This window comes from Pseudomonas sp. AC355, from assembly GCF_979258205.1.
The window spans coordinates 4,343,253-4,356,709 of the sequence record NZ_OZ409843.1; the positions used below are offsets into that span (position 1 = coordinate 4,343,253).

Genomic DNA, 13,457 nt, shown 5'->3' on the forward strand with positions numbered 1-13,457 from the left:
GCGTGACTGGATGATCGCTAACTGATTGATTGTGAATGGCCCGTACGGTTCACCAAGGAATGTGCGTTCGGGAAATCGGATAGCGGCCAAAAACGCGTTCGGAAATCCGTTCGCGGTGAGGTCGGTCGAGCACGAATAAGCTGGCATGTCGCGATACTCCTGACAGTCCGTTCAGCGCCACCCCCGCATCCTGTTAAGGGTCATGTGGTGCTGTGAAAAGCTGCGAAATCCGTTGCGATCAGGTTGTTACATCAATGTGACGATTGCTTGAATGAGGGAGCAGCAGGTCATGCCTTTTTGCGTGCGCAGTTCTCGTTCTCGTTAATTGGCGAGTCGTCATGCACAGGTCTGCGCCGTTCAACAAGTGCCACAGGCACTCTCTTTTGCACAAGGCTCGCCATCCCGTTTTGCGACCTTGTCCGCTTATTAAGCCGGAGCGCAGACACCCATGAGCACTATCGATACAACAACCCCAAAACGCGTAACTGGAGAGACCGGCGACACTGACTTCGATGACAAGCTGCGTGAGGCTCAGAGCAAGGGCGGTCAGCTCGACAAGGAAGGCATCGAGGCCTACAAGGAGTACCGCGGCCCCTACCTGGACGGTAAGCCGCCGCTGGCCGAGAGCAATCACCAGTGGAAGGAAGAGGACATCGTCAACGTCGAGAGCGAGTGGTTGTCCTCCACCGGCCATCGCCTGATGCTCTGGGATGACCTGCTGCTGGTGACCATGAAAAATGGTGATCAGGTACTGGTGCACGCCGGCGTGAACCCGCGGCTGCACCAGGTGGCCAAGGAAAAACTGGATGCCGGTGACGTCGCCGGGCCACCGGCCTGGACCGAGAAAGAACTGTCCGAAGAGCATGAGCTCTGGCTTGGCAAACGCGAAGCCTACGGGTTCGAGGTGGTCACCTCGGCCGAGCAGATTCCCGAGCTGGGTGATCTGCGTTTCATCGAAGACGGCTACATGGATATGAGCGCGGCGGTGTATCACCCCGTCCATGGCTTCCAGCTGACCGTCGACAACAGCTTGTCCTATGGCGAGAACGATACGGCCCTGTTCACCACTGCCGATGGTAGCAAGTACGCAGTCTCCAAGGAGGTATCGCCGGAAGCCTACAAGAAGGTCAAGGAGCTGGCCGAGACCCGCGACAAGATCGAGAGCAAGATCGAGGACGACGGCTACAAGGTGATGAGTGCCCGGGATGACATCCCGGTGGTCACCGATGGCACCAAGGTGGAGACCCTGGCGCCGGGCGTGCTTGCCGTGGAAACGCCGCGGCGTGGCAAGTTCATCGTCATCGAGAGTGTCACGCCGGAGCATTTTGCCAACCTCAGCGGGGTGCAGACCGAGAAGCAGCAAGGCGCCGTCGACAAGGCATTCGAGGATCGCGACCTGCCGCCCGCCAAGGAAACCGACTTGATGCTCGCCGAAACCAGCGAGAAGAAGGACGGCAAGGCCAAGACCGTTGGCGAGCTGTATTACGACAATCTCAAGGAGGCCTACAAGGACAAGCCGTCCGACTCCAAGGAAGCCAAGTACCTGCGCCTGCTCGAAGCCCGGGCGATGCTCAGCGGCGGCTTCCAGTACCTGCCCTACAGCACCACCAACGGCGCCTTCAACAGCACCACCACCAGCTATGGCAAAGATCCCAAGGAGATGAACCCGGCCGAAATGCGCGGGCTGGTGGACGAGGGCAAGCTCGGCGAGGAACTGCTGGCATTGATGACCGATGAGGACATCGCCGCCGACAACGATCGTTTTCTCAAGGAGGCGATCGACAAGGTCGAGGACAAGGACGGCTTCAAGGACAAGCTGGCCGAGACCCTGCGCGACCCCGAGTACAAGAAGGCGCTCGAGGCGCTGGAGAAGGACAACCCCGAAGGCGCGGCGGCACGTTACGCCGCCGACATGCAGTCACTCAGCCTGCTCGATTCGGAGCTGGCGGCGCAGATCGACACCGAGTTCAAGTTCGGCATTCCCATCGACCAGCTCAACGAGCTTTACAAGGATGGTGTCGAAGGCGTCGGCGAGGAGAACGTCGACAAGGCCACCACCGACATGGTCTCCACGCTGCTGACCACCATGATGACCTCGGTGCTGGGTACCAAGCGCGGTACCGACATCTACAACTACTACTTCGGCGGCGGCAAGGAAAAGGGCCAGGCCAAGCCCGAGCTGAATGCCGAGGAGCAGAAGCTGGTCACCGCCGCGGAAAACTCCCGGGAGCCGCTGACCCAACTGCTCAAGGACAGCGCCAAGGCGAGCATCAACGACCCCTCGGGGAATTCCGGTGCCATCACCGCCGAGAAGATCGAAAAGGCGGTGGCGAAAGTCCCCCTGGCCGAGCGCGACGGTGTCGCCGGGGTACTGGGCAAGCTAGGCAAGACCGGGGTACTGAGTTCCGGCGCCGGGTTGATCTCGATGGTCGCCGGGATCTACAAGCTCTCCGATGGCGGGCTGAACTTCGGCGAAACGCCGGCCGAGCGCATCGAGGCGGCGAAGAACTTCGTGACCACCATCAGCATGATCTCGCCGATGGCCACCATGGTCACCGGGGCCTATGAAGAGCTGTTCCGCACCCCGAGCAGCCCGGGCAAGCCGAGCATTGCCGATACGCTGGGGTTGGGCAAGAGCCTCAAGGAAACCGTCTGGGACAAGCACTTCAAACCCAGGGACGTGTCGGAAACCGACGCCATCGAACTCAAGGAAAGGCAGCAGAAGCTCGACAACCTCAAGGAGCTGCCCCAGCTCGACATGGGCGAGAAATTCACCGCCGACAGTTTCTGGAAGGAGTTCGATGACACCACCCGCAAATCACGGCCGGCAGTCGAGGACTTGATCGAACAGCTGCCGCCGGAGCAGCGTGACGCGGCGCGCACCAGCTTTCTCAACATCACCGACAAGAACCCGGATTTGAGCAAGGTGCCCGAGGCCGATCGGCTGCGCTGGGTGGGTGGTGCGCTGTCGACCATCGGCGGCGCTGCCGACGTGGTGGGTGGGGTGCTCGACCTGGTACTCGGCGGCATGGGCATCGACAAGCTGCGCAAGGAAGGTGGCACGCCCGAACAGTTCGCCGCCAAGAGCCTGCAGCTGGTTGGCGGCACCGCGGGGTTGGTGATGGGCGGGGCCGGCCTGGCTGCAGCCATCGGCGTCGGTTCGGCGGCCGTTGCCGGGGTGGTTGCCGCCGCTGCCGGCGGTGTGGGGGCGGTACTGGGTTTCATCGGCGCCATCATCGGCGGTGTGGTCGCCCTGAAGAAAAGCGAGGAGACGGTCGAGAAGGTACGCGACTACTTCCGCGAGCTGGGTAACGACGGTGTACTCGAGAAGGAGTGGGGCGACAAGCTCAACTACCTGGTGCACATGGGCTACGAGTACAACTATTACGAGGGCAAGTACGAAGACCGCTTCGATGCCTGGTACCCCGAGGACATTCCCGTCTGGGAGGCACAACCCGAGCACTACAAGGAATTCACCGAGAAGGTCGAGAAGGATGGGCGCATCGACGACGACTGGTTCACCGACAACATGCAGGATCTGGTCACCCACAGCGACAAGTTCGACGCCGAGTTCTACCGCGACAACAAGGACAAGATCGACCGCATCGTCGACAACTGGGAGCAGTGGCAGGGCAGCGACGACATCGTCAGCGACAAGGACTTCAACAAACTGCTCAAGGGCGACGACCGCTTCGACAACTCCAAGGAAGACATCGAGGCCGTGCAGTTCCTGATGGATAACAAGGAGTTCTTCGAATTCCTCGACACCATCCGCTTCCACCCCAACAACACCAAGAGCGACGGGAAAATCAGCCGCAAAGATGTGGACAAGTGGTTGGAACAGGTGAGCTGATAAGGCGCTCACGGCCCGCACGCTAGAGCGTACGGGCCATTAAAGTGGCTGTTTCAAGGCGGAAGCGGACATAGAGCGCTGCTGCTTTTGTGGGAGCGGCTTTAGCCGCGAGCTCTTTGTTAGCCTTGATAAAAAGCTCGCGGCTAAAGCCCCTCCTACAAAAAGAAAGCTCTGCATCCACCGGCTGCTTCCGGCTTAACCGCGACGTACCAGCAGCACGCCTGATTCCATGTGGTGGGTATAGGGGAACTGGTCGAACAGCGCGCAGCGTTCGATGCGGTGGGTGTCGTGCAACTGGGCGATGTTCTGCGCCAGGGTCTCCGGGTTGCAAGAGATGTACAGAATGCGCTCGAAACGGCGGGTCAGCTCGCAGGTGTCGGTATCCATGCCAGCACGGGGCGGGTCGACGAACACGCTGCCGAAGTCGTAGCTCTTCAGGTCGATCTCGGCCAGGCGGCGGAACGGGCGAACCTCGTTGAGCGCTTCGGTCAATTCCTCGGCGGAAAGGCGCACCAGGGTGACGTTGTCGATCTGGTTGTCGGCCAGGTTGGCCAGCGCCGCATTGACCGAGGTCTTGCTGATCTCGGTGGCCAGCACCTTGCGCACGCGAGTGGCCAGCGGCAGGGTGAAGTTGCCGTTGCCGCAGTACAGCTCCAGCAGATCGTCTTCGCGCTCGCCGAGTACGTCGTAGGCCCAACCGAGCATCTTCTGGCACACCTCGCCATTGGGCTGGGTGAAGGCACCCTCCGGCTGGCGATAGCGGAAGGTACGCCCAGCCACTTCCAGGCGCTCCTCGACATAAGGACGGCCGACGACAATACGCTTGCCCCGCGAGCGCCCGACTACGCTCACGCCCAGCTCTTCGGCCAGCACCTTGGCAGCGGCTTCCCAAGCGTCATCCAGGGGGCGGTGGTAGCACAGGGTGATCAGCGCATCGCCATTCAGGGTGGTGAGGAACTCCACCTGAAACAGCTTGAAGCCCAGCGTGTTGCTCGCCTGCCAGGCGGCCTTGAGGCGCGGCATCAGCGCATTGATGCGCAGGCTGGCGATGGGGAAGTCTTCGAAGAAGATCGGGCTGTGCTTGTCGCCGGCTTCGAACATCGCGTAATGACGATTCTCGCTGCCGGCTTCGCGCCACAGGCGGAATTCGGTACGCAGGCGGTAGTACTCGCGTGGCGACTCGAACACCTCGGGCTCCGGGGCGGCGAACGGCGCCAGCAGCTCCACCAGGCGGGCCTTCTTCTCGGCGAGTTGGGCGTCGTAGGCGGCGGGGTCGAATGCGGGACGGCTCATCGGTCACTCGTGCGGCAGGAAAACGGGGCGCCATTGTAGCGATTCCGCTGCCGGCGTGCCGTTCCCGTCGATCATCTGCGCTGCGGGACGCGGAGCGTCCGGGGAGGCGTTCCCACGCAGAGCGTGGGAACGATCAGGTGGATTGCCTAGGATGCGGCGTAGGGTGGGCTTCAGCCCACCGATGAGCGAATGCCTGATCGGAGGCGAAATCTCAGAACAATGCCAGCTTGATCACGCAGAAGATGGCCAGCGCAATCAACATCCCGTTCAGCTCTCGGAAGCGCCCGGCCAATGTCTTGGCGGCGACCCAGGTGATGAAGCCGAAGGCGATACCGGTAGCGATCGAGTAGGTCAGCGGCATCGCCAGGGCGGTGACCACCACAGGGGCTGCCACGGTGATGTCGCTCCATTCGATCTCGGCCATACCCGAGGCCATCAGCACGGCAACGAACAGCAGCGCCGGTGCCGTGGCGAAGGCTGGCACGCTGCCGGCCAGCGGGGCGAAAAATAGGGCGAACAGGAACAGGATGGCGACCACGATGGCGGTCAGCCCGGTGCGTCCGCCAGCGCTGACGCCAGCCGCCGACTCGATGTAGCTGGTGGTGGTCGAGGTGCCCAGCAGCGAGCCGCCCAGGGCGGCGGTGCTGTCGGCGATCAGCGCTCGGCCCATCTTCGGCAGGTGACCGTCCTTGCGCATCAGCCCGGCTTTCTTGGCCACGGCGATCAGGGTGCCGGAGTTGTCGAACAGGTCGACGAACAGGAAGGCGAAGATCACGCTGATCAGACCGACGTCCAGCGCGCCGGCGATATCCAGCTGCATGAAGGTCGGTGCCAGGGAGGGCGGCATCGACATCAGGCCACCGAACTCGCTGACCCCGAGCAGAATGCTCAGCCCGGTGACCACCAGAATGCTGATCAGTACCGCGCCAGTGACGCGCAGCGCTTCCAAGCCGATGATCAGGAAGAAGCCGAGAATCGCCAGCAGTGCACCGGGCGCGCCCAGGTCGCCGAGGCCGACCATGGTCGCCGGGTTGGCGGCGACGATACCGGCGTTCTGCAGGGCGATCAGCGCCAGGAACAGGCCGATACCGGCGGCGATGGCCGAGCGCAGCTCCAGCGGAATGCTGTTGATGATCCATTCGCGGATCTTGAAGATCGACAGCAGAAAGAACAGGCACGCCGACAGGAACACCGCACCCAGCGCGACCTGCCAGGTGTGGCCCATGCCCAGCACCACGGTATAGGTGAAGAAGGCGTTGAGGCCCATGCCCGGCGCCAGGGCGATTGGGTAGTTGGCGATCAGGCCCATGACGGCGGAGCCGAAGGCGGCCGCCAGGCAGGTGGCGACGAACACCGCACCCTTGTCCATGCCCGTCTCGCCGAGGATGCTCGGGTTGACGAACAGGATGTAGGCCATGGTCAGGAAGGTGGTGACCCCAGCGAGAATCTCGGTACGAACCGTGGTGTTGTGTGCGTTGAGTTGGAACAGTCTTTCCAGCATGCCGGGGCTCCCGATGGCAGCGACGCGTGGTGAATGGCAGAGGGCAAGCAAAGCACATCATGTGCCAGCCGCCCCGCTGATCCGCGCAAGCGCGGCATCATAGCTGCTCGTCTGGGCTCGGTGAACATCGTGTCGGATAGAGCGCTTTCAATTATTGTCCGGTGCAGCCGCCAGCGCGCATTCTTGGTGCGATAAGCCACTGTCAGCCGGCGTGCGCAATATTCACTGCGCGTCGAGCGGGCAAGCGCTGCCGCGTAATGGCCCTAGGTTTTCTCTCTCTCCACCAATGGCGTGTGCATATGGTCACGGGTGGAAAGCGCCGGGAACAGCTTGATCCACAGCACGCTGATGGCGATGGCGCCAACGCCGCCCATCAGTACCGCCGGTACGGTGCCCAGCCAGGCGGCGCTGACGCCTGCGCGGAAGTCGCCGAGTTGGTTGGACGCGCCGATGAACAGCCCGTTCACCGCGCCGACCCGGCCACGCATTTCGTCTGGTGTTTGCAGTTGCACGAAGGCGCCACGGATCACCATGCTGACCATGTCTGCCGCGCCGAGCAGTACCAGCGTCGCCAGGCTGAACCACAGCGAGGTGGAAAGGCCGAAACCGATTGTTGCCACGCCGAAGATCGCCACCGAGCTGAGAATCACCGGGCCGACTCGCCGCTCGATGGGGTGGCGCGCCAGGTAGATCGACATCAGCAGCGCACCCACCGCCGGCGCCGAACGCAGCAGGCCAAGGCCCCAGGGGCCGGTGAGCAGGATGTCCTTGGCGAACACCGGCAGCAACGCGGTGGCGCCGCCGAGCAGCACGGCGAACATGTCCATGGAAATGGCGCCGAGCACTTCCGGGCGGCTGCGAATAAAGCGAAAACCCGCCAGCAGGGACTCCACCGAGATTTTCTGTTTCAGCGGTTTCTGTTGCGATGGCAGGCTGAGCATCAGGCTCATGGCGATCAGGTACAACACCAGTGCGGGCCCGTACACCCAGGCTGGCGCCACTGCAAACAATACGCCGCCGAGGGCGGGAGACACGATAGTGGCAGTCTGCATCGCTGAACTGGATGCGGCCACCGCGGCAGGGAACAGGCCCGGCGGCACGATATTAGGCAGCAGCGCCTGGGTGGTGGGCATCTCGAAGGCCCGTGCCGTACCCATCATGAAGGCGATGATGAAAATCATCTCGCGGGTCAGGCTGCTGGTGCTGGTACCGATCAGCAGCGTGATGGCGACCACGGCCTGGCCGCACTGGCACAGCGCCGCGACCTTGCGGCGGTCGAAGCGGTCGGCGACGTGGCCGGTCAGCAGGATGAAGAGGATCTTTGGCAGAAACTCCACCAGGCCGACCAGGCCCAGGTCGAGCACGTTGCCGGTGAGGCTGTACATTTGCCAGCCGATGGCCACGGTGAGCATCTGAAAGCCGCTGGCGGTGAATACCCGCGCCAGCCAGAAGCGAATGAAGGGCGTGTGGTGACGCAGCAGCAACTGACCATGAACGGACATTGGAATACTTAGGCGGCTAACGACGGCCGCTCAGGTTAGCACGTCCGCTGTAACATTTGGATGCAAGAGGCCGCCAGGGCACGGCTCATCGAGTCCCGAAGAGAGCACGCCGTGCTTTAGGGCCTGTTTTTAACGCTGCAGTGCCGACGCGTACAAACGTTGAACAGGTGCTTAGCGAATCAGGCCACTGAGCAGCCACAGACCAAGAAGCAGCCAGATCAACCCGCCGATCACTGAGCCACGCATGAACGAGCGCACCGCACTGTAGAGCAGGATCAGGCCGATTAGCAGTACGGCGATGCTGAGTAGAGAGGGGGTAACGCCCAGAGCACCGGCCATGCCATCGATAAAGCCGGCAACCGCGCCGCCTAGCAGGCTGAATACGCCGCTCAGGGCATCGACGATAAAGCGGATGAACGAGCCGAATGCCTCACCGAGGGATTCAAAAAAACCTTCTACGCGCATAGAGACATTCCTGGTGATATAGAAGAGGCAGTCAAAAACTGGCCGGCAGCGATGTTTGATGTCGCTTGTGACGGCCCGCAGGTTGGCCGCCAGGGATGGCGGGCCACAAAATCGAGCTGCTGGCCTATTGGGCTGTCAGGTGTGGGTGGAGTTCCACGATTTTGCGCATGGCCTTGCCCAGTCGACGCGGGATCAGTTGCCGAGCATCGCCTTGATCTTGCCCGCCAGTGCCTCGAACGAGAACGGCTTGGCGATCATCTCCATGTTGTTGCCGAGGTAGCCTTCGTGCACGTGCGCGCCTTCAGCGTAACCGGTGGCGAACAATACCTTGAGGTTTGGTTGAGCCTGCCGAGCTGCATCGGCGAGCTGGCGCCCGTTCATGCCCGGCAGGCCAACATCGGTGAGCAGCAAGTCGAGCGCCGGGTGCTGTTCCATCAGGCCCAGGGCGCTTTGTGCGTCGCCTGTCTGGAGCAACTGGTAGCCAAGCTCTTCCAGCACCTCGACGATCAGCATGCGCACCACGGTGTCGTCTTCCACCACCAGGATTCGTTCACCAGTACCGTGTGGCGCCTGCGGCGGTGCAAGCTGGATTGGCACCGCTGGCGCGACATGCAGGCGCGGCAGGTAAAGGTTCAGGGTAGTGCCACGCCCGACCTGGCTTTCCAGCTGCAGGTAGCCGCCGGTTTGCTTCACGAAGCCGTAGACCATCGACAGACCCAGGCCCGTGCCCTTGCCGATGGGTTTGGTGGTGAAGAAGGGCTCGAAGGCATGGCGAATCACCTCCTGGGACATGCCGCTGCCGGTATCACTGACCGAGAGCCGCAGGTAATCGCCAGCAGGCACTTGGTAACTCTGTGCGGTGGCCTCATCGAGTTGCGTGTTGTGAGTTTCGATGCGCAACGTGCCGCCGTCTGGCATCGCATCACGGGCGTTGATGGCCAGGTTGATCAGCGCATTTTCCAGTTGGTGGCCATCGCTGCGGGTCAGCCACAGATCATTGGCGAGGTGAATCTCCAGGCTGATCTGCTCGCCAAGGGTGCGGGCCAGCAGTTCCTCGATGACGTGTACCAGGGTGTTGACCTCGACAGGGCGCATGTCCAGCGATTGACGCCGGGCAAAGGCCAGCAGTCGATGGGTCAGGGATGCGCCGCGGTTGGCTGAGGCGATGGCGGCTTCTATGAACTTGGCCAGCCCAGGGTTTTCGGTGGCCGGTAGTTTGCGCTGGATCAATTCCAGGCTGCCGAGTATGCCGGCCAGCAGGTTGTTGAAGTCGTGGGCGATGCCGCCGGTGAGTTGGCCGATGGCTTCCATCTTCTGCGCCTGGCGTAACTGCTCCTCGGCCTGGATGCGCTGCATTACGGCCTCGCCGACGCGTTCCTCCAGGGTCTGGGTCAGTTGACGCAGGGCCAGTTCGGTCTGCTTGCGCTCTTCAATATCGATCAGCACGCCCGGAAAGCGCAGTGGTGTGCCATCTGCCGCCAGTTCGCAGCGGCCGTTGGCCTCGATCCAGCGGTAGCTGCCGTCTGTTTGGATAATCCGGTATTCGGCGCGGTAGGCGCCGCCCGTTTGCATGGTCTGCTCGATCAGCGCCTGAACCTGTGCGCGGTCTTGCGGGTGGATGGCTGGGGTGAAATGGCCGAGCGGCATGCCGTTGCTAGCGTCTAGCGGATCAGTGGAAAAGGCACGTGCGAAGCGTTCATCTCCGGTGACGGTATCAGTAGGGATGTTCCATACCCAGGTACCGAGTACTGCGCCGGCATTTAAGGCGAGCTCGATGCGCTCGTTGGCGGTGCGCAGTTCTGCAGCAACCTGGGTGCGCTGCTGTGTGGCGACCATCTGGCTGGTGGTTTCCACGACGATGCACATCATGCCGTGGGAGTGGCCTTGGGAATCGAGCAGCGGATTGAAGTACAGGTTCATCCAGGCATCGTCCTGCAGGCCTGGGCGGCGCAGCGGCAGGTAGAGGTTTTCCTGGGAGATCGACTTGCCGGCCAGGCCCATGGCGATCACATGGCGGTTCCAGTCGGCGATTTCCGGCCATGCGTCTTCTGCCGGCAAGCCGAAGATCTCCGGGTGGCGCAGGCCAGCGAAGGTGGCGTAAGCATCGTTGTAGATCAGTACGCCGTCCGCGCCGCAGAGCAAAACGATGGGCGTGGGAGAGGAGAGGATCAGGCGCGTGGTGCTGAGCAGTACATCCGGCCATAGGTGGATTGGGCCGAGCGATGTAGCGGCCCAATCGAAGCGCCGGATAATCTCGACGGTGTCACCGGATTGGCCGGCAAACAGGCAGGGTTCTGTGGGCATGATCTAGGTCGCGAGCAAGAGTCTGAGAAGGCTAACGTAACGGTTGAACACTTGCATGAGCCGTTGATTTGACGCGGCCTATCGCGTTGTTTTCCGCGGGCGGCGCGCTTGCTTCAAGTGGCTTTTTTGCTAGCAAAGGCGTACTGCAATTTTTCCGCCAGCTCTTCGCTGCGGTAAGGCTTCTGCACAATAAAGTCTTCGTCGTCATTCAGCCCGCCCAGTTCGGCATAGCCGGTCACGAACACTACGGGCAACTGCGGGTAGCGCTGGCGAGCAATCTGGGCCAGTTCGGCGCCGTTCATACCGGGCATGGCGAAATCAGCCAACAGTAGGTCAATTCCCTCATCAAGCTTGCTCAGGGCTTCGGCGCCGCTGTTGGCTTCACGCACCTGGTAACCCAGCGCGTCGAGGGTCAGGGCGGTGACCTCGCGCACGTGTGGGTCATCGTCGACCAGCAGGATCGTGCGCTGTGCACCGTACTCGGCGTTGGGCTGTGGTTGGCTGGATATTTCGTCGATTGGTTTGATGATGTCGCGCAGCCCCGGGAGGTAAACCTTGACCGTGGTGCCTGCGCCCATTTCCGTAAGGATGCGTGCACCGCCGCCGGACTGCTTGGCAAAACCGAATACCTGAGCCAGACCGAGGCCTGAGCCCTTGCCAATTTCCTTGGTGGTGAAGAATGGCTCGAAGGCCTTGGCCAGTACCGCTTCGCTCATGCCGCTGCCGGAATCCTGCACCGATAGCACTACATACTCCCCTGCTTCAGGGTCTTCCGGCCGCTGCGGCGCTTGGCTGATCACCTCGTTACTGGTGCTCAGGCGCAGCGTGCCGCCCACGGCCATTGCATCGCGGGCATTGATTGCCAGATTGAGGATGATCAGTTCGATCTGCGTCGGGTCGACCCGCGCGTGCCACAGGCCTGGCTCGGTGGTGGTTTCGATCAGCACACTGCCGCCCAGGGTGCTCTTGAGCAGTTCCAGCATGCCGTGGACGGTTTCGCCCAGATTGACCGCTTCCGGTACCAGACGCTGGCGCCGCGAGAAAGCTAGCAGTTGGCCGGTGAGCTTGGCGCCGCGTTCGCCGGCGTCGGTGATGTTTTGAAGGCGGCTGCGAGCTTTGTCCAGATTGCCCTTTTCCAGGTCACGGATCAGGAAGCTGGTGCTGGTCAGTACCACCGTCAGCAGGTTGTTGAAGTCGTGGGCTACACCCGCAGTGAGCTGGCCGACGGCTTCCAGGCGCTGCATTTGCTGCAAGGTCGCCTCGACGCGCTCGCGCTCGTCGATCTGCTCACGCAGTTGCTGGTTGGTGGAGGCCAGCTCCTCGACCACGGCACGCTCATGAGTGATGTCGCGCACGGCGGCGTAGAGTAAGTCGTCGTCACGAACCAGAATCCATGACAACCAGTGGTAGTCACCACTAACGTGGCGCATGCGGTTGACGAAGCGCACCGAGACATTTGCCGACGTGACCCGCTCGATCTGCATCAGCGTTGCGGTGAGATCGTCGGCATGCACCAGTTCCCAAAGCGGCCCTTGGGTCAGTTGCTGGCGTGACCAGCCGAGGGTTTGCTCCCAGGCCGGATTGAGTGCACTGGGGTGCATGTCGAAACGCAGTACGGCGAGCAAATCGCGTGACAATTCCCAGTTGCGGTCACGCTCGCGTGTGCGCTTCTCGACGCGCTCGCCGAGCATGTCGTTGAGGCGCAGCAGGGCTTCGTTGGCCTGCTTCTGTTCGGTGATGTCGTGCAGCACACCGAGGAAACGCGTGCAGGTGCCCTGATCGAAAAAGGCCTGGCCACGGGCGGAAATCCAGCGTTCGCTGCCATTGCTCAACGGCAGGCGGAATTCAGCCTGGAACTCGTTGCCGGTGTCTTTGGACAACGCTTCGGCGACTTGCTTGCGCAGTTGCAGGCGATCATCGGCATGGCAGCGTTCGTAGAACATCGCCATGCCGACGTCAGCATCGGCATCCAGCTCATAGAGTGCCCTGCAGCGCTCGTCCCAGATCATGCTGTCGGTCGCGGGTACGTAATCCCACATGCCCATGCGTGCTGCGCCAATGGCCATTCGGGCGCGTGCTTCGACGGCTTGCAGCGTGTCTTCGACACGCCGGCGTTCCTGGCGCTCATTGACCTCGGCCATGGCCCGGTCGACGGCCTTGGGCAAGAAGGGCAGGTTCTGCTTGAGGACGTAATCGACAGCGCCCAGGCGCATCATCTCTACGGCGTGTTCTTCACCGAACATGCCGGACAGGAAGATAAAGGGCGTTCGCGGTGCCAGCCGGCGTGCAACTTCCAGCGCTTGGGCACCTGAGGAGCCGGGTAATAGATAGTCCGAAAGGATCAGATCGAAGCTGCCTTTCTGCAGTGCGAGTTCGGCCGCTTGATGGTCATAGACCAAGGTGCTGTCGACGACCAGCCCATTGCGTTCCAGTGTCAGCAGGGCCAGTTCCGCATCACGCGGACTGTCTTCGATAAACAGCAGTTTCAGAGGCTCGAGCGGCATGGAAAGGTCATCAGTTACTGTCTGGATTAGGCCTG

7 protein-coding genes are annotated in these 13,457 nt (G+C 61.9%); 1 reads left to right on the top strand and 6 read right to left on the bottom strand.

Features of this window, described 5'->3' with window-relative positions; translation table 11 throughout:
• Positions 1–448: 448 nt before the first annotated feature.
• Positions 449–3,853: a hypothetical protein gene (locus tag ACZ0AI_RS20285; protein WP_463563408.1), complete on the top strand. Its 3,405-nt coding sequence runs from the start codon at positions 449–451 to the stop codon at positions 3,851–3,853.
• A gap of 195 nt (positions 3,854–4,048) precedes the next feature.
• Here ACZ0AI_RS20285 and trmA read toward each other — a convergent pair whose 3' ends face one another.
• The 6 genes from trmA to ACZ0AI_RS20315 form a co-directional block, all read right to left on the bottom strand.
• A complete protein-coding gene (trmA, locus tag ACZ0AI_RS20290; protein WP_463563409.1) occupies positions 4,049–5,146 on the bottom strand; it encodes a tRNA (uridine(54)-C5)-methyltransferase TrmA in 1,098 nt (365 codons plus the stop codon).
• A 211-nt stretch (positions 5,147–5,357) separates the two neighbouring features.
• Positions 5,358–6,647: an NCS2 family permease gene (locus ACZ0AI_RS20295; protein ID WP_463563410.1), complete on the bottom strand. Its 1,290-nt coding sequence runs from the start codon at positions 6,645–6,647 to the stop codon at positions 5,358–5,360.
• A 263-nt stretch (positions 6,648–6,910) separates the two neighbouring features.
• On the bottom strand, positions 6,911–8,149 hold the full coding sequence (locus tag ACZ0AI_RS20300; RefSeq protein WP_463563411.1) for an MFS transporter: 1,239 nt from the start codon (positions 8,147–8,149) through the stop codon (positions 6,911–6,913).
• Between the two features lie 171 nt (positions 8,150–8,320).
• Positions 8,321–8,614, bottom strand: a complete 294-nt coding sequence (locus ACZ0AI_RS20305) for a hypothetical protein (protein ID WP_463563412.1) — start codon at positions 8,612–8,614, stop codon at positions 8,321–8,323.
• Positions 8,615–8,806: 192 nt separating this feature from the next.
• On the bottom strand, positions 8,807–10,918 hold the full coding sequence (locus ACZ0AI_RS20310; protein WP_463563413.1) for an ATP-binding protein: 2,112 nt from the start codon (positions 10,916–10,918) through the stop codon (positions 8,807–8,809).
• 113 nt (positions 10,919–11,031) lie between these two features.
• On the bottom strand, positions 11,032–13,422 hold the full coding sequence (locus ACZ0AI_RS20315) for a hybrid sensor histidine kinase/response regulator (RefSeq protein ID WP_463563414.1): 2,391 nt from the start codon (positions 13,420–13,422) through the stop codon (positions 11,032–11,034).
• Positions 13,423–13,457: the final 35 nt, after the last annotated feature.